General features: G+C 72.3%; 25 protein-coding genes. 9 read left to right on the top strand and 16 right to left on the bottom strand.

Features of this window, described 5'->3' with window-relative positions; translation table 11 throughout:
• Positions 1-24: 24 nt before the first annotated feature.
• The 5 genes from ACF08W_RS05920 to rsmI all read right to left on the bottom strand — a co-directional run bounded on the left by ACF08W_RS05920 (position 25) and on the right by rsmI (position 4,466).
• Positions 25-918 carry a 4-(cytidine 5'-diphospho)-2-C-methyl-D-erythritol kinase gene (locus ACF08W_RS05920; protein ID WP_392278556.1) on the bottom strand — a complete coding sequence of 298 codons (894 nt, stop codon included), beginning with the start codon at positions 916-918 and terminating at the stop codon, positions 25-27.
• Positions 915-1,811, bottom strand: coding sequence for a 16S rRNA (adenine(1518)-N(6)/adenine(1519)-N(6))-dimethyltransferase RsmA (gene rsmA, locus ACF08W_RS05915; protein ID WP_392278555.1), 897 nt, complete (start codon positions 1,809-1,811; stop codon positions 915-917). The genes ACF08W_RS05920 and rsmA overlap by 4 nt, the downstream gene beginning before the upstream one ends.
• Before the next feature lie 103 nt (positions 1,812-1,914).
• The gene (locus ACF08W_RS05910) at positions 1,915-2,781 is read right to left on the bottom strand and encodes a TatD family hydrolase (RefSeq protein WP_392278554.1); all 867 of its coding nucleotides are present in this window, start codon (positions 2,779-2,781) and stop codon (positions 1,915-1,917) included.
• Between the two features lie 122 nt (positions 2,782-2,903).
• Positions 2,904-3,302, bottom strand: a complete 399-nt coding sequence (locus ACF08W_RS05905) for a hypothetical protein (RefSeq protein ID WP_392278553.1) — start codon at positions 3,300-3,302, stop codon at positions 2,904-2,906.
• A 246-nt stretch (positions 3,303-3,548) separates the two neighbouring features.
• Positions 3,549-4,466: a 16S rRNA (cytidine(1402)-2'-O)-methyltransferase gene (gene rsmI / locus ACF08W_RS05900; protein ID WP_392278552.1), complete on the bottom strand. Its 918-nt coding sequence runs from the start codon at positions 4,464-4,466 to the stop codon at positions 3,549-3,551.
• Positions 4,467-4,519: 53 nt separating this feature from the next.
• On the opposite strand from rsmI, the gene ACF08W_RS05895 reads away from it, so the two are divergent.
• Positions 4,520-6,289, top strand: coding sequence for a dolichyl-phosphate-mannose--protein mannosyltransferase (locus ACF08W_RS05895; protein ID WP_392278551.1), 1,770 nt, complete (start codon positions 4,520-4,522; stop codon positions 6,287-6,289).
• Between the two features lie 279 nt (positions 6,290-6,568).
• Here the strand turns inward: ACF08W_RS05895 and ACF08W_RS05890 are convergent.
• A protein-coding gene (locus ACF08W_RS05890) for an IS5 family transposase (RefSeq protein ID WP_392278550.1) occupies positions 6,569-7,386 on the bottom strand; the annotation gives its coding sequence in 2 pieces (ribosomal slippage) (positions 6,569-7,056 and positions 7,056-7,386; 819 coding nt in all).
• A gap of 93 nt (positions 7,387-7,479) precedes the next feature.
• Between ACF08W_RS05890 and ACF08W_RS05885 the strand changes: the two genes are divergently transcribed.
• From ACF08W_RS05885 to ACF08W_RS05865, 5 genes are all read left to right on the top strand, one after another.
• Positions 7,480-7,926 (top strand): DUF6228 family protein, encoded by a 447-nt coding sequence (locus ACF08W_RS05885; protein ID WP_392278549.1) that lies wholly within the window; start codon positions 7,480-7,482, stop codon positions 7,924-7,926.
• Positions 7,927-8,361: 435 nt separating this feature from the next.
• Positions 8,362-8,727, top strand: a complete 366-nt coding sequence (locus tag ACF08W_RS05880) for an SH3 domain-containing protein (RefSeq protein ID WP_392278548.1) — start codon at positions 8,362-8,364, stop codon at positions 8,725-8,727.
• 354 nt (positions 8,728-9,081) lie between these two features.
• Entirely contained in the window at positions 9,082-10,716 is a 1,635-nt protein-coding gene (locus ACF08W_RS05875) for a penicillin-binding transpeptidase domain-containing protein (RefSeq protein ID WP_385206798.1), read from the top strand.
• 53 nt (positions 10,717-10,769) lie between these two features.
• Positions 10,770-11,267: a YbaK/EbsC family protein gene (locus tag ACF08W_RS05870; protein WP_352276834.1), complete on the top strand. Its 498-nt coding sequence runs from the start codon at positions 10,770-10,772 to the stop codon at positions 11,265-11,267.
• Entirely contained in the window at positions 11,264-12,115 is an 852-nt protein-coding gene (locus tag ACF08W_RS05865; RefSeq protein WP_352276832.1) for a DMT family transporter, read from the top strand. Before ACF08W_RS05870 ends, ACF08W_RS05865 begins: the two co-directional genes overlap by 4 nt.
• A gap of 38 nt (positions 12,116-12,153) precedes the next feature.
• Here ACF08W_RS05865 and ACF08W_RS05860 read toward each other — a convergent pair whose 3' ends face one another.
• On the bottom strand, positions 12,154-12,723 hold the full coding sequence (locus tag ACF08W_RS05860; RefSeq protein WP_392278547.1) for a GNAT family N-acetyltransferase: 570 nt from the start codon (positions 12,721-12,723) through the stop codon (positions 12,154-12,156).
• A 425-nt stretch (positions 12,724-13,148) separates the two neighbouring features.
• Between ACF08W_RS05860 and ACF08W_RS05855 the strand changes: the two genes are divergently transcribed.
• Positions 13,149-14,315 carry an SGNH/GDSL hydrolase family protein gene (locus ACF08W_RS05855; RefSeq protein WP_385206805.1) on the top strand — a complete coding sequence of 389 codons (1,167 nt, stop codon included), beginning with the start codon at positions 13,149-13,151 and terminating at the stop codon, positions 14,313-14,315.
• Between the two features lie 145 nt (positions 14,316-14,460).
• Here the strand turns inward: ACF08W_RS05855 and ACF08W_RS05850 are convergent, their stop codons facing one another.
• Positions 14,461-16,071 carry an MFS transporter gene (locus ACF08W_RS05850; RefSeq protein WP_392278649.1) on the bottom strand — a complete coding sequence of 537 codons (1,611 nt, stop codon included), beginning with the start codon at positions 16,069-16,071 and terminating at the stop codon, positions 14,461-14,463.
• A gap of 336 nt (positions 16,072-16,407) precedes the next feature.
• On the opposite strand from ACF08W_RS05850, the gene ACF08W_RS05845 reads away from it, so the two are divergent.
• Positions 16,408-17,400, top strand: a complete 993-nt coding sequence (locus tag ACF08W_RS05845; RefSeq protein ID WP_385206808.1) for an Lrp/AsnC family transcriptional regulator — start codon at positions 16,408-16,410, stop codon at positions 17,398-17,400.
• A gap of 12 nt (positions 17,401-17,412) precedes the next feature.
• Here ACF08W_RS05845 and ACF08W_RS05840 read toward each other — a convergent pair whose 3' ends face one another.
• The 6 genes from ACF08W_RS05840 to ACF08W_RS05815 form a co-directional block, all read right to left on the bottom strand.
• Positions 17,413-17,856, bottom strand: a complete 444-nt coding sequence (locus tag ACF08W_RS05840) for a nuclear transport factor 2 family protein (RefSeq protein WP_392278546.1) — start codon at positions 17,854-17,856, stop codon at positions 17,413-17,415.
• A gap of 143 nt (positions 17,857-17,999) precedes the next feature.
• Positions 18,000-18,824, bottom strand: coding sequence for an SDR family NAD(P)-dependent oxidoreductase (locus tag ACF08W_RS05835; protein WP_392278545.1), 825 nt, complete (start codon positions 18,822-18,824; stop codon positions 18,000-18,002).
• Positions 18,821-19,990 carry a serine hydrolase domain-containing protein gene (locus ACF08W_RS05830; RefSeq protein WP_392278648.1) on the bottom strand — a complete coding sequence of 390 codons (1,170 nt, stop codon included), beginning with the start codon at positions 19,988-19,990 and terminating at the stop codon, positions 18,821-18,823. Before ACF08W_RS05830 ends, ACF08W_RS05835 begins: the two co-directional genes overlap by 4 nt.
• A 78-nt stretch (positions 19,991-20,068) precedes the next feature.
• Complete coding sequence (locus ACF08W_RS05825; RefSeq protein ID WP_385206817.1) at positions 20,069-20,866, bottom strand: energy-coupling factor ABC transporter ATP-binding protein; 798 nt, start codon at positions 20,864-20,866, stop codon at positions 20,069-20,071.
• Positions 20,863-21,624: a cobalt ECF transporter T component CbiQ gene (gene cbiQ / locus ACF08W_RS05820; RefSeq protein WP_352276819.1), complete on the bottom strand. Its 762-nt coding sequence runs from the start codon at positions 21,622-21,624 to the stop codon at positions 20,863-20,865. Before cbiQ ends, ACF08W_RS05825 begins: the two co-directional genes overlap by 4 nt.
• Position 21,625: 1 nt before the next feature.
• The gene (locus tag ACF08W_RS05815) at positions 21,626-22,687 is read right to left on the bottom strand and encodes an energy-coupling factor ABC transporter permease (protein ID WP_352276818.1); all 1,062 of its coding nucleotides are present in this window, start codon (positions 22,685-22,687) and stop codon (positions 21,626-21,628) included.
• A gap of 201 nt (positions 22,688-22,888) precedes the next feature.
• Between ACF08W_RS05815 and ACF08W_RS05810 the strand changes: the two genes are divergently transcribed.
• Positions 22,889-23,212 (top strand): SsgA family sporulation/cell division regulator, encoded by a 324-nt coding sequence (locus ACF08W_RS05810; protein WP_352276816.1) that lies wholly within the window; start codon positions 22,889-22,891, stop codon positions 23,210-23,212.
• Between the two features lie 109 nt (positions 23,213-23,321).
• On the opposite strand, the gene ACF08W_RS05805 is transcribed toward ACF08W_RS05810, so the two are convergent.
• Positions 23,322-25,556, bottom strand: a complete 2,235-nt coding sequence (locus tag ACF08W_RS05805) for an MMPL family transporter (protein WP_385206821.1) — start codon at positions 25,554-25,556, stop codon at positions 23,322-23,324.
• Positions 25,557-25,753: 197 nt separating this feature from the next.
• Complete coding sequence (locus ACF08W_RS05800) at positions 25,754-26,326, bottom strand: TetR/AcrR family transcriptional regulator (protein ID WP_385206824.1); 573 nt, start codon at positions 26,324-26,326, stop codon at positions 25,754-25,756.
• Positions 26,327-26,463 lie beyond the last annotated feature (137 nt).

Below are 26,463 nucleotides of genomic sequence, written 5' to 3'. Positions count from 1 at the left end.
TCCGCTCCCCCTCGTGCGGGCCGTCTACAGGACCGTGGCCCCCGGGGCCGGGGACGCGGCGGTGCGGGCCTCGCGGCAGGTGCCGGAGGCCATGAGGGCGGCGGCCACCTGGCGGGCCGACTCCTCGTCCGCCGCCAGGAAGGCGGTGGTCGGGCCGGAGCCGGAGACCAGGGCGGCCAGGGCCCCTGCGGCGGTGCCCTCGGCGAGGGTGTCGGCGAGCGAGGGGCGCAGGGAGAGCGCGGCGGGCTGGAGGTCGTTCGAGACCGCCGCGGCCAGGGCCTTCGGGTCGCCGGTGCGCAGGGCGTCCAGGAGGGCGGGCGAGGCGGTGGGCGCGGGGACGTCGGTGCCCGCGGTGAGCCGGTCGAACTCGCCGTAGACGGCCGGGGTGGACAGGCCGCCGTCGGCGACCGCGAAGACCCAGTGGAAGGTGCCACCGACCTCGACCGGGGTGAGGTGCTCCCCGCGCCCGGTGCCGAGGGCGGCGCCGCCGACCAGGCTGAACGGGACGTCGCTGCCGAGCTCCGCGCAGATGGCCAGCAGCTCCTCGCGGTCCGCGCCGGTGTTCCAGAGCGCGTCGCAGGCCAGCAGGGCGGCGGCCCCGTCGGCGCTGCCGCCCGCCATGCCGCCGGCGACGGGGATGTCCTTGGCGATGTGGAGGTGGACGTCGGGGGCGATGCCGTGCCGTTCGGCCAGCGCGATCGCGGCGCGGGCGGCGAGGTTCGTCGCGTCCAGCGGGACCTGGGCCGCGTCCGGCCCGGAGCAGGTGACGCGCAGCGCGTCGGCAGGGGTGGCGGTGACCTCGTCGTACAGGCCGACCGCGAGGAAGACGTTGGCCAGGTCGTGGAAGCCGTCGGGGCGCGGGGCGCCCACGGCGAGCTGGACGTTGACCTTGGCCGGTACCCGGACGGTGATGCTCACGCGTCGCTCCCTGTGGGCTCGCTGGTGGTGCTGGTCGGCTTGTGCTCGGCGATGGCGGCGAACTCCTCGACGGTGAGCGCCTCGCCCCGGGCCTGCGGCGAGATCCCGGCGGCGACCAGGGCGGCCTCGGCGGCGGGGGCGGACCCCGCCCACCCGGCCAGGGCGGCCCGAAGCGTCTTGCGGCGCTGGGCGAAGGCGGCGTCCACGACCGCGAAGACCTCGGTGCGGCTCGCCGTCGTGGCGAGCGGTTCGGTGCGCCGGACCAGCGAGACCAGCCCGGAGTCGACGTTGGGCGCGGGCCAGAAGACGTTGCGGCCGATGGAGCCGGCCCGCTTGACGTCCGCGTACCAGGCGGCCTTCACGGAGGGCACGCCGTAGACCTTGTTGCCCGGCCGGGCGGCCAGCCGGTCGGCGACCTCGGCCTGCACCATGACGAGGGTGCGCTCGATGGTCGGGAACCGCTCCAGCATGGTCAGCAGGACCGGCACGGCGACGTTGTACGGAAGGTTGGCGACCAGCGCGGTGGGCGCCGGGCCGGGCAGCTCCCGGACGAGCATCGCGTCGGAGTGCACCAGGGCGAACCGGTCGGCCCGCTCCGGCAGCCGGGCGGCGACGGTGGCGGGCAGCGCGCCCGCCAGCACGTCGTCGATCTCCACGGCGACCACCCGGTCCGCCGCCTCCAGCAGGGCCAGCGTCAGCGAGCCGAGCCCCGGGCCGACCTCGACGACGACGTCGTCCGGGCGGACCTCCGCCGTCCGTACGATCCGGCGGACCGTGTTGGCGTCGATGACGAAGTTCTGGCCGCGCTGCTTGGTGGGGCGTACGCCCAGCGCGGCGGCCAGTTCGCGGATGTCTGCGGGGCCCAGGAGGGCGTCGGACTCTGTGGTGCTCACCTGTAAAGCGTAAGGGTGCGTAAAACGTTTTGCGGACCTCTCCCGCCCCGCCACTGGGCGTCAGGAGAGGTGCGTAAAACGTTTTACGCACCTCCTGCATCTCTCAATAGTCGAAGGCCCTCGCCGTGTTCACGGCGACCGCCTCGGCCAGGACGTCCTCCTGGACGCCCTTCACCTCGGCCATCGCGCGCAGGGTGACCGGGATCAGGTACGGCGCGTTCGGCCTGCCCCGGTACGGGGCCGGGGTCAGGAACGGCGCGTCCGTCTCGACGAGCAGCAGCTCCAGCGGGGCGATCTCCAGGGCGTCCCGCAGCGGCTGGGCGTTCTTGAAGGTGACGTTGCCCGCGAAGGACATGAAGTACCCGGCGTCCGCGCAGATCCGGGCCATGTCGGCGTCGCCGGAGTAGCAGTGGAAGACGGTGCGCTCGGGGGCGCCCACGTCGGCGAGGACGCGCAGGACGTCCTTGTGGGCGTCGCGGTCGTGGATGACCAGCGCCTTGCCGTGCCGCTTGGCGATCTCGATGTGGGCCCGGAAGGACTCCTCCTGGGCGGCCATGCCCTCGGGGCCGGTGCGGAAGTGGTCGAGCCCGGTCTCGCCGACGCCGCGTACGTGGTCGAGGGCGGCCAGGGCGTCGATCTCGGCGAGGGCCTCGTGGAGTGCGGCCCGTCCGCCGGCCGGGCGGGCGCCCTGGCGGGCGGTGCCGTCCGGGTCGCCGTGCACGATGCGCGGGGCCTCGTTGGGGTGCAGCGCCACCGCCGCGTGGACCTGGGGATGCGCGGCGGCGGTCTCGGCGGCCCAGCGCGATCCGGCCAGGTCGCAGCCCACCTGGACCACGGTGGTCACATTGACCGCAGCGGCCCTGGCCAGGGCCTCCTCGACGGTCGCGTCCTGCATGTCCAGGTGGGTGTGCGAGTCTGCGACCGGCACCCGGAGGGGTTCGGGCAGCGGCGGGGCTTCGGTACGGCTCATGCGGACGATCGTACGAGGGCGCGCCGGTGACCCCGTGCCGTTTCGGTGGAGGCGCCGCTTCCGGTGGAGGCGCCGCCCGGCTCTCCGGCGGCCCGGTGGAAGCGCTGCTTCCGGTGGAGGCGCTACTTCCGGTGGAAGGGGTGCAGCAGGTCGGACAGGTGCCAGTGGTGGCCGGTGGCCGCCGGTACCGGGGTCGCGCCCGCGGGCTCCCGGGCGTCGGCGGCGTCGGCGCTCCCGGCGGTGGGCCTGAACCGGACCGGCGGGGAGTGGCGGAGCAGCTGCTGGACGGTGGAGACCCGGCCGGGGCGCATGATGCGGACGACCTGTCCGCCGCAGTTCGCGCAGCTGGGCCTGGAGAGCGGCGAGGGGACCTGCTCCCCGTCCGCCTTGTAGATGACGAATGCGTTGTTCGAACCGTCGACGTGGTGCTCTATCTCGTACGCCTGTTCCCAGCCGTACCCGCACCTCATGCAGGCGAAGGCGTACGCCTCGTGTGCGGTGGTTGCTGCGATGTCGCTCATGCCCGCTCCTTTGTCCGCCGGACAGGCTCCCCGGGCAGGCGGCCCGGAGAGCCGGAGAACGCGTCCCCGAACCAGTGGACGCCTTCACCAGGAGGAGCGCACCGGGCCCGGCCGACTATTGGAGTCCTTTTGGTCTTCTCGTGGCGGAAAAGCCCGGTGCGCGGCTCTTGCTTTGCTTTTTACGATAGTCCTTTTGACCTACCGGAAGCAGGTGCACGATCAAGGGCCGGCGGCGGTGTTCTCCGTTCAGCCCTTCGCTCCGTCCTTCGCTCCGTCCTTCGCTCCGTCCTTCGCCGCGTCCTTGGCCGCGTTCTTCGCCGCCACGACCGCGTCGAACACCTCCCGCTTGGGCAGTCCGGCGTCGGCGGCGACGGCGGCGATCGCCTCCTTGCGCCGCTCCCCCGCCTCCTCCCGCACCAGCACCCTGCGCACCAGCTCCTCGGCGTCCAGCTCCTCGGGCCCGGACTCGGCGGCGCCCTCGACGACGACGGTGATCTCACCGCGTACGCCTTCGGCCGCCCAGGCCGCCAGCTCGCCCAGCGGGCCGCGCTTGACCTCTTCGTACGTCTTGGTCAGCTCCCGGCAGACGGCGGCCCGGCGGTCGGCGCCCAGGACCTCGGCCATCGCGGCGAGGGTGTCGTCGAGCCGGTGCGGGGCCTCGAAGAAGACCATGGTGCGGCGCTCCCCGGCCACCTCGCGGAGCCTGCCCAGCCGCTCACCGGCCTTGCGGGGCAGGAAGCCCTCGAAGCAGAAGCGGTCCACCGGCAGCGCGGACAGGGCGAGCGCGGTGAGCACGGCGGACGGGCCGGGCACGGCGGTGACCTTGACGTCCTTCTCCACCGCGGCGGCCACCAGCCGGTAGCCGGGGTCGGAGACCGACGGCATCCCCGCGTCGGTGACCAGCAGCACCCGGGCACCACCGGTCAGCGCCTCGACGAGCTCGGGCGTACGGGCCGCCTCGTTGCCCTCGAAGTAGGAGACGACCCGGCCCGTGGTGTGGACGCCGAGCGCCTGGGTGAGGCGGCGCAGCCGCCGGGTGTCCTCGGCCGCGACGATGTCCGCCGTCTCCAGTTCGGCGGCGAGCCGGGGCGGGGCGTCCGCCACGTCGCCGATCGGGGTTCCTGCCAGTACCAGCGTTCCAGTCGTTCCAGTCACGGGAACCATCCTCCCAGCACGGGCGACAGCGTTCCCACAGACGCGTTCCCTACGATGGCGCGGTGACGAGTACAGCGCCCGAAGCCCGGCAGGGCCAAGACGCCGGGGAACCGCACGGCGAAGAATCGGCCTCCTGGCAGCGGCGGCTCCGCCGCTTCGGCCATGTGCCCAGGCCCGAGATCGGGCTGCGCGAGCGCCTGGTCCCGCCGTACACGCGGCCCGGCGCCCAGCTGTGGGCGGTGCTCGGGGCCTCCCCGCGCCTGGCCGACCGGCTGGTGCGGTGGTCGGCGTGGGGCGGTCCACTGCTGGTGGCACTGGTCGCCGGAGTACTGCGGTTCTGGAACCTGGGCAGCCCGCACGCCCTGATATTCGACGAGACGTACTACGCCAAGGACTCCTGGGCGCTGATCCACCAGGGGTACGAGGGCAACTGGCCCAAGGACGTCGACAAGCTGATCCTCGCCGACCCCTCGAAGGTCGACATCCCGGTCGATCCGGGGTACGTGGTGCATCCGCCGGTCGGCAAATGGGTGATCGGCCTCGGTGAGCAGCTCTTCGGTTTCACGCCGTTCGGCTGGCGGTTCATGGTGGCGCTGCTCGGCACGGTGTCGGTGCTGATGCTCTGCCGGATCGGGCGGCGGCTGTTCCGTTCGACGTTCCTGGGCTGCCTGGCGGGAACGCTGCTGGCGGTGGACGGCCTGCACTTCGTGATGAGCCGGACCGCGCTGCTCGACCTGGTGCTGATGTTCTTCGTGGTGGCGGCGTTCGGTGCGCTGCTGATCGACCGGGACTGGGCGCGGCGCCGGCTCGCCGCCGCCCTGCCGGTCGACGAGGAGGGGGTGCTGCGGCCGGACGCGTGGACCGCCGACCGCCTGCGGCTGGGCTGGCGGCCGTGGCGGATCGTCGCGGGCCTGATGCTGGGGCTGGCGTTCGGCACGAAGTGGAACGGCCTGTACATCCTGGCCGCCTTCGGCCTGATGACCGTCCTCTGGGACGTCGGCGCGCGCCGCACCGCGGGCGCCGCACTGCCGTACCTCACCGTGCTGAAGCGGGACCTGCTGCCGGCCTTCGTGTCGACGGTGCCGGTCGCGATCGGCACGTACCTGGCCTCCTGGACCGGCTGGATCGTCACCGGCAAGGGCTACTACCGGAACTGGGCGGCGACCGACGGGCAGGGCGGCCACTGGACTTGGCTGCCGGACTGGCTGCGCAGCCTGTGGCACTACGAGTACCAGGTGTTCGAGTTCCACGTGAACCTGACGTCCGGCCACACGTACCAGTCCAACCCCTGGAGCTGGATCGTGCTGGGCCGCCCCGTCTCGTACTTCTGGGAGGAGGAGCCCGGCTGCGCGGCGTCGGAGACCGGCAAGTGCGCCCGCGAGGTTCTGGCCATCGGGACGCCGCTGCTGTGGTGGGCGGCGTGCTTCGCCCTGGTGTACGTGGTGTGGCGGTGGATCTTCCGACGCGACTGGCGCGCGGGCGCGATCGCCTGCGGGGTGGCCGCGGGCTGGCTGCCCTGGTTCATGTACCAGGAGCGGACGATCTTCCTCTTCTACGCGGTCGTCTTCGTGCCGTTCCTCTGTCTGGCGGTGACGATGATGATCGGCGGCCTACTGGGCCCCGCGGCCGGAACCGGCCCCCGCCCACCGGGGCTCGCGACGACGGACGACGACCCGTCCGGCGAGCGGCGCCGGACCCTGGGCGCGGTGGCGGCGGGTGTCCTGGTCCTGCTGATCATCTGGAACTTCATCTACTTCTGGCCGATCTACACGGGCGCCTCCATCCCGGACGGCTCGTGGCGCGACCGGATGTGGCTGGACACCTGGATCTGAGCACGGGCAATCGCGTGGAGGGGCCGCAGTCGACGACTGCGGCCCCTCTGCGGTTGTCGGCCGCCGTTGGTGCCGGTCGGCGGACCTGGGCACGGCCCTGGCACTCACGTGACGCCTGGGCGAGTACGGGGGCCCAGGGGCAGAGAAGATCTGGCGGTCCTGTCCGGTGCTGCATGTGGCGTGACGGGCCTGCCCGTTCAGGGGAGGGAGGGCCGACGCTGAGACCGGCACGAACGCCTCCTGCGGCTGGCACGAGCCAGAAGCAGCTAAGACGTGGACTCACGTGGTGAGTCTGGCAAGCCGCTTGTAGCAGATCAGGGTGGCAGCAAGACTGAGGAAGGCGGCGAAGTGGCGGCTCTTGCGTTCGTAGCGGACTTTCAGGCGCCGGTAGTTGAACAGCCAAGAGATGCTGTGTTCGACCTTCCAGCGGTAGCGCCCCTGGCGTTCGCTCGATTCGATGCCGCGTCGCGCGATCTTGGGTGTGATGTTCCGATTCCGCAGCCAGCAGCGGAGTTCGGGGTAGTCGTAACCCTTGTCCGCGCGAAGCTTGGTGGGCTTTCGGCGTCGGGGGCCGCGACGCGAGCGCACGGCGGGTATTGCCTTGACCAGAGGCTTGAGGGCAAGGCTGTCGTGGGTGTTGGCGGCGGAGACCGCAGTGACCAGCGGCAGCCCCTGGGCGTCGGTCAGGACGTGGAGCTTGGCGCCGGGTTTACCCCGGTCCACCAGGTTCGGCCCGGTGAGCTGGCCCCCCTTTTTCGCTCGGACGAGGCGGAGTCGACCAGGGCGGCAGACCAGTCGATCGCTCCCGCGGCGCCCAGCCGGTCCAGGACCTCGATGTGGAGACGCCGCCACAATCCGGCGCTTGTCCAGGCGGCGAACCGACGGTGCGCGGTGGCCGGGCTCACGCCAAAGCAGGGAGGCAATCGGCGCCAGGCACACGACGTGGTCAGCGCGTACACGATCGCGGTGAACACCTTCCGGTCAGCCACCGGAACCGTCCCACCACCCTGTCGACGGGGCCGGAACGCTGGTATCAGCGGCGCGGCTATCTCCCACAGCCCGTCAGGAACCAAGTCACGCTCAAGATCCACAGCCATGGTTGACGATCACGCCCCAGGGAAGCTCACTCCGCTGCCAGCCCATCAGAAAACGACGTTGGACCACCCAGCCTGGCCTTCTAACCTGCTCACGTGATCGACTACGACGAATCCGGCAGTCCCACGGTCCGGGTGGGAGACCCCGGACCGCGACCCGTCCACCTGCTGTTCTCCGAGCCGACGCGCCCGTATGACGACGATCCGACGCTCGACTTCCTAGTGAAGGCACGCGGTCAGTGGGTGAGTGCCGAGACCTTGGTACGGACTTGGGACGGCGACGGCCTATATAGCTTCCTCTCCTCACTGGCCGAGGACTTCCGGGGTTGGGAGGGAGCGCGCACCTGGCACTCGTTGGAATACGACCTGACAATCTCGGCGGAACACCAATCTGGCGGCCACGTCCACCTGACCTGGGGCATTCACGACCGGCCCCCGTTCGAGGAGTGGCACTTCGAGACCACCACGGTGCACGCGGCCGGCGAGGAGATGGGAAACCTTGCCGCCGAGGTCCATACCTTCCTCACGAGCGTGACGACGTAGCCGGAGCCCCTTCCCGCGCTGGCCACCACCACGTGAGACCACGCCTAAACGAAAACAACCGATTCCCCGAGTGAAACCCCCAGTTAGTGTCCTATAAAAATGCACCACAAATAAGAGGATCTCGCTCGTTTCCCCGCAGGCGCGGGGGTGGTCCGTTCGTGAAGCTCAAGTGCGACATCGAGGAGGCGTTGTCCCCGCACCTGCGGGGCTGGCCCCCGCTCCCCGACTCCGAGGCCGAGAAGCACATCAACGGGGCGGAAGCCCTCCGGCATCCCCGACCGCCTCCACCCCGTTGGTACCGGCGTTCGAGAGTGTCACCCTCTCGGGCGGTCATCGCCCCTTTCACGCCGCTATGACAGGAAAGGGCCCTCTCGGGCCATGTCGGCGAAATTACCCTTCAGCACATTGGGACGGTTCTCGGCGAAAGGGTAAAAAATGCGTTTCTCCATGCGGGCCCTGGTAGTTGGCGGCATGTCGGCGGCCGCACTCTCGTGTGCGGCCGCCTTCCCCGTGAACGCCACCGAGGCACCGGCCGCCGCGCCCGTCACCGTGGCCACCGGCTGTTACATCCACAATGTGTCGGGCGGCACCCTCAACATCCGCAGCGGGCCCGGAACCCGGTACACGGGGATCGGGACGATGGCGGCGGGCAGTCGGCTGCCCTGCGGCGTCGACAAGGAGAGCGTGACGAAGGGCCAGAGCTACACCTCCTGCGGCGGCGGGAACGGCTGGATGACCGTGAAGATCGACGGCCGGGACGGCTGGGTCGCCGAGGAGTGCGTGGCCGTGGGCGCCAACTGACGCGCCATCGATGGGACGGGACGCCTCGGAGGCTGGGTCTCCGGGGCGTCCCGTCGCGTCGGACGAGGTCGGACGAGGTCGGACAAGTCCGCGCTGGCGCCGCGGAGGGCGACGCGGATCTTTTCCCCGGCGGCCCGCCGGTAGCCGTGGCCCGCGGTGTCGCCGTACGGGAGCCGGTAGCCCGTCGCCGCTCCCGCCGAGAGGTGGTGGTGGCCGGGCTACGAGCCGGTCCGCGCCACCCCGTATCGCGTTCCGGTAACAACCGTCACGGCTTCAACCATCCTCCCGTAGGGTGCCCAGAAGTATGCCGTTGAACATGTTCAACGGAAACTTCCGGGGAGGGGGACTGCGGATATGCGCAGTGGAGTGAAGATAGGAATGGTCAGTGGAGTCCTCGCCGTCGTGGTCGGCGGGGCGGGATACGGGGCGTACAACGTCTGGTCCGCGCTGAACGACGGGGGCGGAGGTACGGACACGGCGTCCGCCTCCACCGAGGTGAAGACGGGCCCCGTCACCAAGGAGGAGATCGCGGACGCCTCCAAGAAGTTCCTGCTGGCCTGGGCGAACGACGAGTCGGACGCCGCCTCCCAGCTCACCAACAACCCCGTCGAGGCCGAGCCGCTCCTCGCCGGGTACCGCGGGGACGCGCATGTCACCAAGGCGGTGATCACGCCCGGGGCACCGACCGGCGCGAAGGTCCCGTACACGGTGAAGGCGACCGTCTCCTACGGGGGCAAGTCCGCGTCGTGGTCGTACGCCTCGGAGCTGACCGTGGTGCGCGGGGTGACCACCGGCCGCCCGCTGGTGGACTGGTCCCCCTCCGTGGTCCACCCGGACCTCACCGACGGCGCGAAGCTCCGGACGGGCGGGCCGAGCACCCCTGCGATCAAGGCCCTCGACCACACCGGCCGGGAGCTCACCAAGGAGAAGTACCCCTCCCTGGGCCCGATCCTCGACACCCTGCGCGAGAAGTACGGGCAGAAGGCCGGCGGCACCGCGGGCATCGAGACCTGGATCGAGTCCGGCGAGGCGAACGGCCCGGACAAGACGCTGCTCACCCTGTCCAAGGGCCGCCCCGGCGAGCTGCACACCACCCTGGACGCCCGGGTGCAGGCGGCGGCCGAGGAGTCGGTCAAGAAGTTCAGCCAGGCGTCGGTGGTGGCGATCCAGCCGTCCACCGGATCGATCCGGGCGGTCGCCAACAATCCGGCGACCGGGTTCAACGCGGCGATGCTGGGCAAGCAGGCCCCCGGTTCGACGATGAAGATCGTGACCTCGGCGCTGCTCATCGAGAAGAACCTCGCGGCGTCCGGCCGGCCCATCGAGTGCCCGGAGACCGCGATGTACCAGGGCCGCACCTTCAAGAACCTGGACGGGTTCTCGATCCCCAACGGCACCCTCACCACCAGCTTCGCCCGGTCCTGCAACACCGCCTTCATCAAGCTGATCGACGACACGAAGGACGACGCCGCGCTGGCGAAGGAGGCCCGTGACGTCTTCGGCATCGGCCTGGACTGGCAGACCGGCATCGCCTCCTTCGACGGCAGCGTCCCCGAGGAGACCGGCGGCGAGGCGGCGGCCCAGTACATCGGCCAGGGCACCGTCCAGATGAACGCCCTCAACATGGCGTCGATCACCGCCACCGCCCGCAACGGCACCTTCCGCCAGCCGGTCCTCGTCTCCCCCGAGCTGGACAACCGCCCGATCGCGCGGGCCGCCCGCCCGCTGCCCGCCTTCGTGTCCGGGCAGCTCACCGAGATGATGCGGCAGACGGCGAGCTGGGGCACCGGCAAGCAGGCGATGGCCACGGTCGGCGGCGACAAGGGCGCCAAGACGGGATCGGCGGAGGTGGACGGCCAGTCCACGTCGAACAGCTGGTTCACCGGGTTCAGCAACGACCTGGCCGCCGCGGCGGTCGTCCAGTCCGGCGGCCACGGCGGCGACGCGGCCGGTCCGGTGGTGGCGGCGGTCCTGCGCGCGGGCCCGTGACCGAGGAACGGAACCTCCGTGAGGGCGAGTTGCCCGGCCCGTAGAGTGCGGCCATGACCACTCCTGACACCACCGCCGCCGAAGCCCACCCCCGATTCGCCGAGGCCCTGCGGGAGCTGGGCCTCGGCGTCGAGGTCCGCCGCTTCCCGGAGGCCACCCGCACCGCCGCCGAGGCCGCCGCCGCGATCGGCTGCGAGCTCAGCGCGATCGTCAAGTCGCTGATCTTCGAGGCCGACGGCGTGCCGGTGCTGGTCCTGATGGACGGCTCCTCGCGCGTCGACGTGGAGCGGGTACGGGTGGAGCTGGGCGCCGCGAAGGTCAAGCGGGCCGGGGCCGATCTGGTCCGCGAGACCACCGGGTACGCCATCGGCGGCGTACCGCCTTTCGGCCATCGGACCCGCACGCGGGTGCTGGCCGACCGCGGCCTCCTCGACCACGACGTGGTGTGGGCGGCGGCGGGCACCCCGCACACGGTCTTCCCGCTCGATCCCACGTCCCTGATCGGGCACGCCGGAGGCACCGTGGTGGACGTGCGCGAGCAGACGAAGTGACCCCGCTGGTCGCCCTGGCAGTCCTGGTCGCGGCGGTCACCCACGCGAGCTGGAACGCCATCGCGCACGCCATCCGCGACCAGTTGGTCTCCTTCACGCTGATCTCCGGGGGCGGGCTGCTGATCGGTGCGGCCCTCGCCTGCTTCACCCCGCTCCCGGCGGCCGGGGCCTGGCCGTATCTGCTGGTCTCGGCGGCGCTCCATGTGGCGTACATGCTGCTGCTGATGCGCTCGTTCACCCTGGGCGACTTCGGGCAGATGTACCCGATCGCCCGGGGTACGGCCCCGCTGGTGGTGACGGTGCTGGCCGCCGTGTTCGTCGGTGAGCGGCCCGGTGGCTGGACCACCGCGGGGGTGGCGGTGGCCTCGGCGGGGCTCGTCGGGCTGGCGCTCTGGGGCATCCGGGGCTCGGGCCGCCGCCCGGACTGGCCCGCCCTGCTGGCCGCCGGGGCGACCGGCCTCGCCATCGCCGGGTACACCACCGTGGACGGGGTCGGCGTACGCGCCTCCGGCACCCCGCTCGGCTACATCGCGTGGCTGATGGTCCTGGAGGGCCTGGCCATCCCCGCCTACGCCCTGTATCGCCGCCGCGCCGAACTGCTCCCCGCCCTCCGCCCGTTCGCGGCGCGCGGCCTGCTGGGCGCGGCCCTGTCGGTGACCGCGTACGGCCTGGTCCTGTGGGCCCAGACCCGCGCCGCGCTGGCCCCGGTCGCCGCTCTGCGCGAGTCGTCGATCATCGTCGGCGCGGCCATCGGCACGGTCCTGTTCAAGGAACGCTTCGGCGCTCCGCGCATCGCCGCGGCCGGTCTGATGGTCATCGGCATCGGCCTGATGCTCCACCCGGGCTGAGCGCGTCGTACCGCACCGCCCTTGCCCGGCCCCGCCGTTCAGGCGGTCCGGCGGCGGATGTGCAGGTGCCCCTCACCGGGGAAGGCGGGCGGCGCCGGGGGCAGGACGCGGTCGAAGTCGTACCGGCTCTTGCGCGCGACGCGGCACGACGCCGGGTTGTCCACCTGGTGCAGGAGTTCCAGCCGCTCCAGGACGTCCGGCCCCCAGGTGGCGAAGGCCCAGTCGGTGACGGCTTCCAGGGCGCGCGGGGCTACGCCGCGACCGCGGGCGTGCGCCGCGGTCCAGTAGCCGACCTGGGCGGAACGGCTCGTGAAACCCACGTCCTTCTTGAAGATCAGCTGCCCCGCCAACTCCCCTTGCGGCGCGTCGGCCCGCTCCTCCAGGACGGCGAACCCGAACCGGCTCCCCGCCGCCCAGCCGGCTTCCCGGTCCCGCACCCACTGTTCCGCGTCGGCCCGGTCGTCCAGGGGCGGACCGGCCCAACGACGCAGCACGGGGTCCCGGAACGCGTCGACGAGAGCCGGTACGTCGGCCGGCCGCCAGGGGCGTAGCAGCAGGGCGGGAGCGGACGGGGTCGCGTCCGCGCGCAGGGTGGTGGCAGCGGGCATCGACCGATCGTACGGATCGGCGCCCGCGTCACCAAGGGGCGCGGACGCGGCGGGTGTACGGTCCGGGCCGCGCCCCCGGTGGGGGTCACGAAAGGATGTGACAGGTCGGGGGCGAGTGTCACACCTTCTGCCTCGGGGCGGGGAGACGGCGCGGGTTCGGCCCCGATGTCCGGGGCTGCGGAGGCGGCGTTCCTCGCCCGCCGCCTCCGCCGATTTCGTCGCGGGCGTCAAGTACACGTGTTTCGGCGGGCAGTTCGGCACCCTTCACGGTTGACCCGGGACTCTTCTGACATGCGGTGATTCACAGGTATGCCGCCGCGGATAGACCCAGTGGAGTGAATGATCGGCAGCCCGCTGGACTGGCGCGAAACGTAGCTGTTTGGGTGCGATACGTAATCGTTTTGTTTTGCCCCAGGAGGCTTTCCGTGTTCCACCGCAAGACGTCCCCCGCCGCCGGTTCCGGGCACGGCAGGGGCTTCGTCCGCAAGGTCGCGCTGGGGGCGGTGGCCACACTGACGCTCGTGGCCACCGCGCAGGCCGGCGCCTCGGCGGCTCCGGCATCCGATCCGGCCCCGGCCCCGGGCCCCGCCCCGGCTCCGGTGGCCGAGCCCGCGCAGTGGGTGGTGCTCGGTGACTCGTACACGAGCGGGGAGTTCGTCGGCGACCCGAGCCCGGCACTGGGCAATCCCGGCCGGGACGGGTGCGACCGGACGACGGGCGCGTATCCGAGCCTCGTCGCGCGCAAGCTGGCCGCCGACCCGCCGGGCGGCCGGGCCGTGAAACTGACCGACGTCAGCTGCGGCGGCGCCACCATCAAGGAGATCACCACCGACCGGCAGACCCCCGTCAGCCTGGTGGAGCCGCCCGAGGGCGGCTGGCCCAGTGTGTCCTCCCAGATCGGGCGGGCCGGGATGAATGCCGGCACCGACGTGGTCACGATCAGCGCCGGCGGCAACAGCCTGCCGTTCACCAAGATGTTCGTGTCCTGCCTGATCGGCGGGATCGGGCAGTCGGACGGGGCCGCCCCCTGCCGGGACGCCTACGAGGCGAACGGCCCGGTCTTCGACCCAGAATCGATCCAGACCAAGTACGACCGGGTCACCCGGGAGTACGCCGCCATGCTGCGCGCCGTCCACCAGAAGGCGCCCAAGGCCAAGGTCATCACGGTCGGCTACCCCACGATCGTGCCGTCCGACCCCGCCACCTGCGACCGGCAGGACTCCAGCGAACTGGCCGCCGACGTCCAGGGCCTCGGCCGCATCTCCGTCACCCATGGGGACATCGCCTGGCTGAACGGGGTCAACACCCACCTCAACGCGATCATCAAGGCCCTCACGAAGCTGAGCGGCGACACCTACATCGACATCGCGGCCCCCAGCGTCGGCCACGACGCCTGCCAGCCCCGGGCCCGGAAGTGGGTGGAGGGGATCTGTGGCGAGGGCGGCCCGTACTGGCCGCAGGAGACCGCCCTCGGCCTGGTCACCCTGTCGTGCCCCGATGACCAGCGGGCCACCCTCATGCACCCCAACGCCACCGGTCAGGCCGATACCGCCACCCGGGTCGAGGCCGCCGTCCGCAACGCCCTGAAGTAGCCCGGGGCGCCACCCGGCGGGCCCCGCGCCCTCTCCGCCCCCGGTCGACTCCGGTCGGCCGGGGGACAGCCTCGGGGCCGGTCGGGGTTGGCCGGAACGCGCCGCCCCCTGTCCCTCCGTCACGCCGGAGGCGCACTGGAACGGCTCAGGGAGAGGTCTCCGCCACCGGCGCGGGCGCCGGAGCGGTTCCGGTCCCGGTCCCGGTCCCCCGGGGGCCGAGCCCGCCGGACGCGTCGCCGTCCCGAGTCGGCGGAGCCGTCGCCCCGGCGGACGTACCCGCCGCGCCCGACCCGGCCGGGCGCAGGAGCAGGGCGCAGGCGAGGGCGGCCAGGAGGGCGAGGGAGCCCGCCACGGTCATGCAGAGCCGCATGCCGTCCAGGAACGACTCGCTCAGCGCGCCCAGGGCCTGCCCGGTGGCCGCGTCCAGGTCGAGCCGGGCCACGGCGCCGAGCCCCTGCTCGCGGGCGGTGTCGACGACGAGGGCGGCGGTCCGGTCCGGGACACCCGCGTCGGCGAGGCGGCCGGGCAGGGCGTCCACGGCGCGGGTGGTCAGCAGGGCGCCGAGCACGGCGGGGCCGAGGGCGCCGCCGACCTGGCGGAAGGCGTTGTTCCCGGCGGCGGCCATCCCGGCGAGCCGGAACGGTACGGAGGAGACCGCGGAGGCCGTCATCGGGGTCATCACGGCACCCATGCCGAGGCCGAGCAGGACCAGCCGCCAGGCCATCGCACCGTAGGAGGTGCCGGCGTCGACGGTGTTCAGCGAGAACATCGCGGCCGCCGCGACGACCAGGCCCGAGGTGATCAGGACCCGGGCCGGGACCCGGTGCATCAGGCGCCCGACGGGCACCGCGACCAGCAGCGACGTACCGGACATCAGGACCATCCGCAGCGCCGCGTCGATCGTGCTCAGGTGCTGCACCATCCCGAAGTACAGGCTCAGCACGAAGAAGAAGCCGATCAGCCCGAGGAAGCTGATCATGGCGACCAGGGTGGTGGCGGTGAAGGCCGGGCTGCGGAACAGCGCCAGGTCCAGCATCGGGCTCGTGCTGCGCCGCTCCACGAGGACGAAGACGACCGCGGCGACGGCGCCGAGCGCCAGGGTCGCCACCACGACGGGCTCACCGAACCCGTCCGCGCCGCCCTCGATGACGCCGTAGACGACGGCGGAGACCGCGACGGCCGCGCTGATCTGGCCCGGCCAGTCGAGACGGCGGCCGTGCGGGGCGCGCGAGTCGGGCAGCAGGAACGCGGCGACGACCAGGACGATCAGCGAGACCGGTATGGGCAGCAGGAAGATCCAGCGCCACCCGACGTGCTCCAGCAGCGTCCCGGCGATCAGCGAGCCCACGGCGAGCGAACCCATCAGGGACATCGCCCACAGGCCGATGAACTTGCCGCGCTCCCGGTGGTCGGGGACGGCGTGGCTGATCAGGGCCAGCGTCGTGGGCAGCAGCGCCGCCGCACCGAGGCCGGAGGCCGCCTGACCGGCCCATACGCCCTGCACCGAGTCCGAGAACAGCGAGATCGCCGCGCCCAGGGCGCAGAGGGCCATGCCCGTCTGGAACACCCGCTTGCGGCCGTGGACGTCACCCCACACACCGGTCGTCAGGATCAGCGCGGCCATCGGCAGCACGAACGCGTCCGACACCCAGGACAGCTGGGAGGTGGAGGCGCCCAGGGCCCGCTGGATGGCCGGGAGGCTCACCGAGACGGTGGTCACGGGGAGGTAGGCGACGAAGACGCCCAGGCAGGCCATCAGCAGCGTGACGCCGCGCCCCGATGCTGCGGCGGCCGGCTTCCCGGCGGAGTGCTCGGCCCGGCGGTCCGGGACGGCCTGGGTCGTTGGGGGGTTCACTGGTGGTTCCTCCGGCGCTTCGCGCGGGTGTGCGCGCTTGGGTGGGTGAGCGCCGCCGCCAGGCGTGCGCCCGCTCGCGGGTCCGGCGCACCGGCGCACCACCACGGTCCGCGCGGGCCGCCGGTCGCCCGCGGAGCCGCCGACCAGCTTCGCCCCGGACCGCGCCGAACTCCCAAAAGATCCCGCCGGGTGTCATGAAACCCCCGCTCAGGGCGCCGAACGTGTGAGGATTCCTCCATGGCCGACGATCTGGACCGCACAATCATCCACGGACTGAGCTGCTCGCCCCGGGTCTCCTTCCGCCGCCTCGGCGAGGTCGTCGGGGTGTCCGAGCAGACCGTGGCCCGCCGCTACAACGCGCTGAAGCGCGGCGGGGTCGTCCGGGTCGTGGGGCTGAGCAACCCCGTCGCCCGCGGCCGGTCCGAGTGGATCGCGCGACTGCGCTGCCGCCCGGACGCGGTGGGGCCGCTCGCGGACTCGCTGGCCCGCAGGCCGGAGGTCACGTACACCAGCATCGCCTCGGGGGGCTCGGAGATCATCTGCATCATCCGCTCCCCCGCCGGGACGGCCGGCGACAACGTGCTGCTGCGGCGGCTGCCCCGGTCGGCGTCGGTCCTCGACATGAGCGTCGACCTGCTGATCCATCCCTTCGGCTCCCCGGAGACGACCGGCTGGTCGGGCGGGGAGGGCTCGCTCACCGACGAGCAGGTGCGGCGGCTGACGGCGGACCGGCCGGTGGTGACCGGGCCGCCGCGCCCCGCCACCGACGAGGACCGTCCGCTCCTCGAAGCGCTGGCGGAGGACGGCCGGGCCTCCCACACCCGCCTCGCGGAGGTCACCGGCTGGTCCGCTCCGCGTGTGGCCCGGCGGCTGGAGGCCCTCGAAACGTCGGGCGCGCTCATCTACGACGTGGACGCCGTGCCCGAACGCCTCGGCTACGAGCTCAACGCCACCCTCTGGCTCCAGGTCGACCTCCCCCGGCTCCAGGAGGTCGGCGAGGAACTGAGCGGGCACGACGAGTGCGCGTTCGCCGCGGCGGTCAGCGGCAGGCACAACATCATGGCCGTCGTCATCTGCGAGGACGCACAGCACTTCTACCGCTACCTCAGTGGCCGTCTCGCCCGGACCGAGGGGGTCAGGGGGTACGAGATCAGCGTGCGGGTGCGCCGCCTCAAGCTGGCCGCCTCCCTGATCCTGAACGGGCGGCTGATCCACCCCGCGCTCGCCTGAGAGGCGGGCGGCTCAGGAAGGGGTGCACGCCTCGGCGATCGACACACTGTTCTCGTAGAGGTGGAACCGGACGATCCGGCCCTCCTCGACGGTGACGCGCAGCGCGTAGGGGCCCTCGAAGGACTTCCCCGTCGCGCGCACGGTGCCCGCGAGGTGTCCCATCAGCACGGCGTCGGTGCCGTCGACGAGGAACGTGTCGACGGAGGCCCGCGCGTCCTCGGGCACGGTGTGCGCGGCCAGTTCCCCGAACTGGGCGGCGCATTCGGCCGCGGTGGAGCGCGGCCGGATCCACGGGACGGCGGGGTTCTCGGCGAGCTGCCAGTCGACCTCGTCCGCGAAGAGGGCGACGAGCCGCTCCGTGTCCTCGGCGGCCCGCGCGGTGAAGAACTCCTGGACGACCCGGCGCGTGGCCTCAGCGGCGGAACTCGCGTTCTTCTCGGTCGGATTGACGGTCATGACCGCTCCTCTGTCCTCGGTACCGGAAACCCAGTCGGGTGTCGTTGACGTGCCCCACCCTGCCCCGGCGGGGACACGTCGTCGATGACGTCCGGGGTAATGACCGGGTGACCACCGGGACGGCAGGCGGATCACCGGGCGGGTCAGGCGTCCGAAACAGCTTGGTGGAAACCGTAGTTGGAGGAGGTCAGGCCGCCGTCCACCCGGAGGGTGGTGCCGGTGATCCAGGAGGCGTCGCGGGAGGCGAGGAAGGCGACGGCGGACGCGATGTCCTCGGCCTCGCCGACCCGGCCGAGCGGGTAGAGGGCGGCCGCGCGGGCCAGTTGGGCGTCCTTGCCCGCCCAGGCGTCGGTGCGGATGGTGCCGGGGGCGATCAGGTTGACGCGGACGCCGCGCGGTCCGGCGTGGCCGGCGAGGGTGCGGGTGAGGCTGGCGAGCCCCGCCTTCGCGGCGCTGTAGCCGTGGTTGCCGAAGTCCTGCTCGCCGTTTACCGAGCCGATGTTGACGATCGCGCCCCGGCCCGAGGCCACCAGGTGCGGGAGGGCGGCGCGGGCACAGCGGTACGGGCCGGTGAGGCTGACGTCCAGGTCGCGCTGCCAGGACTCGTCGGACTCGTCCTCGAAGAGCGGGACGTCGGTGGAGCAGGCGTACGCGTTGTTGACCAGCACGTCGAGGGTGGGGAAGGCGGCGACGGCGCGGGCGACCGCCGCTTCGACGGCGTCCTGGTCGGCGACGTCGCAGGCGAGCGCCTCGGCGGTGCCGCCCGCCGCGCGGACCGGCGCGGATTCCCGGATCGCTTCGGCGGTGCGGGCGGCGCGGGCGCCGTCCAGGTCGGTGACCAGGACGTGGGCGCCCTCCGAGGCGAACCGGTGTGCGGTGGCGGCGCCGATGCCCCGGCCCGCTCCGGTGATCAGTACGCCGTAGCCGTCGAACCTCGGTGTCGTTCCAGGGGGTTGAGTGGGTGTCATAGCGCCGACCGTACTGCCCCGACCAGTGCCTGGGCACGGGGGTCGGCGGTGACTCCCTTCTGCAGGCCGTTGGTGACGTAGCCGAGCGCGATGCCCGATTCGGGGTCGGCGAAGCCGAGCGAGCCGCCCCGGCCGGGGTGGCCGAAGGAGCCGGGGGCGAGCAGCGGCGCCGCCGGGCCGTGCAGCATGTAGCCGAGGCCGAAGCGGGTGCTGACGACCAGGACCCGGTCCGGTCCGGCCGATTCCTCGGTGCGGGCCAGGGTGAGGGTGGCGGGGGCGAAGAGGCGGTGGCCGTCGACCGGGCCGATCATCGCGGCGTAGGCGCGGGCCAGTGCGCGGGCGGTGGAGATGCCGTTGGAGGCGGGGAGTTCGGCGGCCCGGTAGCCGGGGTCGTTCTCGTCGGGCAGCGGGTCGATGGCGCCGAAGGCGCGGCGGGTGAGGGACTCCGGGTCGCGGTAGGCCTCGGTGACGGAGCGCTTGGGGCGCATCCGCAGGACACCGCCGTCCGATGTGCCGGTGGCGGCGGGCGGTTCGACGGGTCCGATCCGGCCGACCCGGTGGGTCTCGTCGGCGGGGAGGCCGAACCAGAAGTCCAGGCCGAGCGGGCGGGCGATCTCCTCGGCGATCCACCGGCCGACGGTGCGTCCGGTGACCCTGCGGACCAGTTCGCCGACGAGCCAGCTGTAGGTCTGGGCGTGGTAGCCGTGGTCGGTGCCGGGCTCCCACTGGGGGCGCTGGGCGGCGACGGCCTGCGGACCGGAGATCCCGTCGGCCGCCTCGGAGGGGGTCAGCGGGCAGTCGAGGGCGGGGAGTCCGGCCCGGTGGGCGAGGAGGTGGCGGACGAGGGTGCGTTCCTTGCCGGCGGCCTTGAACTCGGGCCAGTACGTGCTGACCGGGGCGTCCAGGTCGAGTTGGCCGCGCTGGTGGAGGAGGAGCGGTACGGCGGCGGCGATGCCCTTGCCGGCCGAGCGGACGATCTGAACGGTGTCCAGGGCCCAGGGTTCGGTGCCGTCGACGTCCCGGGTGCCGGCCCAGAGGTCGACGACCTTGTGGCCGTCCCGGTAGACGGCGACGGCCGCGCCGCGTTCGCCGCGCTGCTCGAAGTTACGGACGAAGGCGTCCCGGACCGGTTCGAATCCGGCCGCCACCGTGCCGCGTACGTCCACGCCCGCACCGGCGCCTGCTTCTGCGCTCCCGCTCATGCCCCCATGGTGCACGCCGGAGCGCGTGGGGCGGGGACCGGGTCACCCGTGGCGGACGGTCACCGAGCGCGGGTCGAAGCCGAAGGGCAGCTCCAGCCGGTGGGCGCGCATCAGTTCGTCGTCGCAGAGGAGGTCCTGGGTGCGGTCGTCGGCGGTGATGACGCCGTCGCTGAGGATCACCGAGCGCGGGCAGAGCTCCAGGGCGTACGGCAGGTCGTGGGTGACCATGAGCACGGTGACGTCCAGGGACCGCAGGATGTCGGCGAGTTCACGCCGCGAGGCCGGGTCCAGGTTGGAGGACGGCTCGTCCAGGACCAGGATCTCCGGCCGCATGGCGAGGACGGTGGCGACGGCGACGCGGCGGCGCTGGCCGAAGGAGAGGTGGTGCGGCGGCCGGTCGGCGTACTCCGCCATCCCGACCCGGGTCAGCGCCTCGGTGACCCGTTCCTCCAGTGCGGCGCCGCGCAGCCCGGAGGCGGCCGGGCCGAAGGCGACGTCCTCGCGGACGGTGGGCATGAAGAGCTGGTCGTCGGGGTCCTGGAAGACGATGCCGACGCGGCGGCGGATCTCGGCCAGGTTCCTCTTCTCGACGGGGAGTCCGGCGACCCGGACGGTGCCCGCGCCGGCGTCGAGGATGCCGTTGAGGTGGAGGACGAGGGTGGTCTTCCCGGCGCCGTTGGGGCCGAGCAGGGCGACGCGTTCGCCCCGGCCGACCGTGAGGTCCACGCCGAAGAGGGCCTGGTGGCCGTCGGGGTAGGCGAAGGCGAGGCCGCTGACCTCCAGCGACGGCGCTCCGTCCGGGGACGGGGCGGCTTGGGGGGACGCGGTGGGTCGGCTCATAGGGTCCATCCCAGCAGACAGACGGCGAGGGCGAGCAGGGGGAGCACCGCGGCGTGCGCCCACTGGGCCCGGGAGGCGGTCACCTCGTCGATGACCGGCATGGTGCCGGTGTAGCCGCGGCTGACCATGGCGAGGTGGACGCGTTCGCCGCGTTCGTAGGACCGGATGAACAGGGCGCCCGCCGTCTTGGCGAGCACCCCCCAGTGGCGTACGCCGCGCGCCTCGAAGCCCCGGGAGCGGCGGGCGATGGACATCCGGCGCAGTTCGTCGGTGACGACGTCGCCGTAGCGGATCATGAAGGAGGCGATCTGGACGAGGAGCGGCGGGAGCTTGAGCCGCTGGAGGCCGAGGAGCAGTTCGCGCAGTTCGGTGGTGGAGGCGAGGAGCACGGAGGCGGCGACGCCGAGGGTGCCCTTGGCCAGGACGTTCCAGGCGCCCCAGAGGCCGGGGACGCTGACGGAGAGGCCGAGTACGTGGGTCTGCTCGCCGGGCACGACGAACGGCATGAGCACGGCGAAGGCGACGAACGGCACCTCGATGAGCAGCCGTTTGAGCAGGAGGCCCGCGGGGATGCGGGCCAGTGCGGTGACCGCGCCGAGCAGCGCCGCGTACAGCCCGAAGGCCCAGACCGACTCGCGCGGGGTCAGGACGACGACCACGACGAAGCAGAAGGCCGCGGCGATCTTGCAGTGCGGCGGCAGTGCGTGGACGGGCGAGTGGCCGTGCCGGTAGAGCTTGTGCGCGTGCCCGGCGCCCATGTCAGACGGTTTCCTTGTCGTGGGCGGGGGCCTCGGGGGTGTCCTGGGCGCGTCGGCGGCGGAGCACGTAGAAGACTCCGCTGCCGACGACGACGGTGGCGCCGACGCCGATGACCCCGGCGAGGCCGCCGGAGAGCCGGGCGTCGGCGACGTCCTTGACGCCGTAGTCGGCGAGCGGGGAGTCCTTCGCCGCGTGCTCCTCGGTCTTCTTGTCGATGCCCTGGTCGGCGGCGACCTTCTCCAGGCCGTCGGGGCTGGAGGAGGCGTAGTACGAGACGAAGCCGGCCAGGACGAGGGCGGTGACCAGGCCGGTGGCCCACAGGCCGCGGTGGGAGCGGGCGGCGGCCGGGGCGGGGGCGGGCTCGGCGGCGGGGGCGTCGACGAGTTCGCCGTCGACCCGGAGCTTGAGGGTGGTGGCCAGGCCCCGGGCGCCGTGCACCAGGTCGGGGCGGACGGCGATGACGGCGCCGACGGTCAGCGCGGTGATCAGCGCCTCGCCGATGCCGATCAGGACGTGGACGCCGACCATCGCGGTGAAGACCTTGCCGATCGGGATGTCGGTGGTGCCGCCGACCCAGTAGATCAGCGTGAAGGCGACGGCCGCGGCGGGCACGGAGACCAGCGCGGAGACGAACGAGGCGACGGTCACCGAGCGGCGCGTACGCGGCAGCACCGTGAGCAGCCCGCGGAAGAGGGCGTACGCGACGACGACGGTGACGACGCCCATGTCGAGCACGTTGACGCCGAGCGCGGTGAGGCCGCCGTCGGCGAAGAGGATGCCCTGCATCAGCAGGACGACGGTGACGCAGAGGACCCCGGTGTACGGCCCCACCAGGATCGCCGCCAGCGCCCCGCCCAGTAGATGGCCGCTGGTGCCGGCCGCGACCGGGAAGTTCAGCATCTGCACGGCGAAGATGAACGCGGCGACGAGCCCGGCGAGCGGCGCGGTCCGTTCGTCCAGCTCGCGCCGGGCCCCGCGCAGGCCGACCGCGACCGCGCCCGCGGCGACCACGCCGGTGACGGCGGAGACGGGCGCGTCGATGAATCCGTCGGGTACATGCATGGAGGACTCCGCTCCCTGAGGTCCGGGGCCGCCACGGACGGCGCGACCAGGAATGTCGTGAACCGCTCAATAGTAGGGCCTTATTGCGAAGACTTCGCAAGAGCGTACGTACGACGACTGCCCGCCATGCCGCCCGGGAAATCATTGGTGAAGATAGGGGACACTAGGTGACGAAGTAGTACGAACACGAGGAGTCGTTCCATGTCCCCCGTGATCCGTGAGCAGGCCGACGCCTGGCTCGTCAACGACACCCCCGACCTCCCGGCGGTCCCGGTCGACCTGCTGTACGACGCCGAGAAGGATCCGCGCACCGTCCATGTCTCGTTCCCGGGCGGCGCCGACTGGGCCTTCGCCCGCGATCTGCTGGAGGGCGGGCTGACCGCCCCCACCGAGCGCGGCGGCGTCCGGGTCTGGCCCTGCGGGCGTACGCAGCTGGTGGTGGAGGTGCATTCGGCGGAGGGCGTGGAGGTGGTGCAGTTCGACAGCGCCCCGCTGATCCGCTTCCTGCACCGCACGCACGCCTGACCCGCGGACGGGCCGCACGCACCCGCGCCCGTGCAGTGCCTGACACGCGGACGGCCCGCACCCGCGCCGGGGAGGCGGGGTGCGGGCCGTCGGCGTACCGGTGGCAGGGTCAGACGCGGGCCAGCTCGCGCCCGTCCCCGCCCCCGGCACCGTCACCGGGGCCGTCGCCGGGCGTTTCGTCGAGCTGCTTGCGCAGTCCCTCGCCCTCCACGTCCACGTTGGGCAGGATCCGGTCCAGCCAGCGCGGCAGCCACCAGGCGCGGTGGCCGAGCAGGGCGAGGACGGCGGGCACGATCGCCATCCGGACCACGAAGGCGTCGAAGAGGACGGCGATGGCGAGCGAGAAGCCGATCATCTTGACCATCTGCTCGCTGGAGCCGATGAAGCCCGCGAAGACCGCCATCATGATCACGGCCGCGGCCGTGACGACCCGGGCGCCGTGCCGGAAGCCGGTGACGACGGCCTGGCCGGGCTTCTCGCCGTGGACGTACGCCTCGCGCATCCGGGTGACGAGGAAGACCTCGTAGTCCATCGCGAGGCCGAAGACGACGCCCACCATGAAGATCGGCATCATCGACATGATCGGACCGGTCTGCTCCACCCCGAAGAGCGAGCCGAGCCAGCCCCACTGGTAGACCGCGACGACCGCGCCCAGGGCGGCGACCACCGAGAGCAGGAAGCCCAGGGCCGCCTTCAGCGGCACCAGCACCGAGCGGAAGACCACCATCAGCAGGAGGAAGGCGAGACCGACGACGAGTGCCAGGTAGGGCAGCAGGGCGTCGTTCATCTTCTGCGAGAAGTCGATGTTCATCGCGGTGGAGCCGGTGACCAGCAGTTCGGCGCCGGTGTCGGACGTGATGTCCTGGCCCGCGTCCCGGATCGCGTGGACGACGTTCTCCGTCTCGACGGAGCTCGGCCGGTCCTTCGGGACCACGGTGATCATCGCGGCGTCGCCGGCCTTGTTGAACTGGGCCGGGGTGACGGCGACGACGCCCTTCATGCCGGAGATCTCGTCGGTGACCCGCTTGGCGGCGACCTTGCCGTCGGAGCTGTTCGCGGTGTCGACGACGACCATCAGCGGCCCGTTGAAGCCGGGGCCGAACCCTTCGGAGAGCAGGTCGTAGGCGCGGCGCTGGGTGGTGCTGGTGGGCTGGGAGCCCTCGTCCGGCAGCCCCATCTCCAGGGACGCGGCCGGTACGGCGACGGCCCCGAGGCCCAGGACGCCGACGAGCAGCACCCACACCGGGCGGCGCAGCACGAACCGGGCCCAGCGGGTGCCCATGTTCGGTTTGGCGTCGGCGGCCTGCCCGGCCGCCTCCGCCTTGCGCGCCTTGCGGCCCATGACCCGCTTCCCGGCGAAGCCCATCACCGCCGGGACCAGGGTGAGCGCGATGAGGACGGCGATCACGACCGTGCCGGCCGCGGCGAAGCCCATCTTGGTGAGCATCGGGATGTTGACGACGGCGAGGCCGGCCAGCGCGATGACGACGGTGAGCCCGGCGAAGACCACCGCGGACCCGGCCGTGCCCACGGCCCGCCCGGCCGCCTCCTCGCGCTCCCGGCCCTCGGCCAGCTCGGCCCGGTAGCGGGAGACGATGAACAGCGCGTAGTCGATGCCGACCGCGAGGCCGATCATCATCGCCAGGATGGAGGTGGTGGAGCCCAGGTCGAGCACGTTCGCCAGCGCGGTGATCGTGGAGACGCCGACGCCGACGCCGATCAGCGCGGTGAGCAGCGGCAGCCCGGCGGCGACCAGCGAGCCGAAGGTGATGACCAGCACCACCGCCGCGATCGCGACGCCGATGATCTCGGTGGCACCGGTCTCCGGCATCACCTGGAGCGCGTCACCGCCGATCTCCACGGTCATCCCGCTCTTCTGCGCCGCGTGGCCCGCGTCCTCCAGGGCGTCCCGGGTCGCGTCGGTCAGCTCCATCGAGTTGACCTTGTACGAGACCGAGACGTAGGCCGTGGAGCCGTTCTTGCTGACGGCGTTCGCGGTGTACGGGTCGCTGACCGAGGCGACCTGGTCCGAGCCCGACTTCAGCTCGGCGACCGCCTTGCCCACCGCGGCCTTGTTGGCCGGGTCGGCCATCTTCTCGCCCTCGGGGGCCTTGAAGACGACCCGGGCGGTCGCGCCGTCGGCGCTGGCCCCGGGGAAGCGCTGTTCCAGCAGGTCGAAGGCGCGCTGCGCCTCCGTGCCCGGTATCGAGAACGAGCTGGAGGTGGGGGTGGACGCGGTGGCGGCGCCGAATCCGGCGAGCGCCAGCAGCGCCACCCAGATCAGGGCGACGTACCGGCGGCGCCGGAAGGCGAGCCGTCCGATGCGGTAGAGGAATGTGGCCACGGAGGAGGTCTCCCGGGTCGGGTCGTGGTGGAAAAAGGGCGTGCGGTGCCGACCCGACGACGAGAGCGGCGTGTCAGGTGGACCTGGGGAGGGGTCTGAGATCGTACGGGGACCGGACCGCGCTCGGGGCACGTCCGGGGGACCGGACCGCTTGGGACGGCCCGGGAGGACCGGGCCGCGCCGGAGCGCGTCCGGGGTCAGACTCCGAGGGCGGGGAGAACCACGGAGTCGACGTAATCGATCAGGAACGCCTGGTCGACGGAGCGGTCCTCGACCAGCTGCCGGGCGGCGAAAGCGCCGATCAGCATGTGCGACACATATTTCAGCGCCGGGTTGTCCGGACGCACCTCGCCCCGGTCCACGGCTCGGCGCAGCAGCAGTTCGAGACCGGTCATCTCCGGCTCGATCAGCAGCTCGCGCAGGGCCTGGTGCAGATCGGGATTCTCGTGGACGGCATGGCTCAGGCCCCGCATCAGCGCGGAGTCCTTCTCCATCTGGCAGTCGTCGGTGCGGCTCAGCACGGCGTGGAAGTCGCCGCGCAGCGAGCCGGTGTCGATCTCCACGAGGGACACCGGTTTGTTGTGCCGCAGTGCCTTGACGACCAGCTCGGGCTTGCTCCCCCACTGGCGGTAGAGGGTGGCCTTGCTGGAACGGGTGCGAGCGGCGACGGCGTCCATGGTCAGGGCGTCGTAGCCGACCTCGCGCAGGAGGTCGAGCACGGCGGCGTAGAGCTCGCTCTCGCGCTCGGGCGTGAGCCGGGTACGTGCCATGTCGGCCTCCTTTCTCGTACGCGTACGGCGGCCTCGTACGGCGGCGGGTCTCGCACACCAGTCAATCGAACGAAACCGTTTCGTACACAGCGACGGTACCCCGCCCGCCGAGCGAAACGAAATCGTTTCGCTTGTGT

It is taken from the genome of Streptomyces sp. NPDC015144 (assembly GCF_043079735.1).
Classification (GTDB): domain Bacteria; phylum Actinomycetota; class Actinomycetes; order Streptomycetales; family Streptomycetaceae; genus Streptomyces.
The sequence above is the reverse complement of the archived record's forward strand: the minus strand, read 5'-3'. Positions and strand labels throughout refer to the sequence as shown.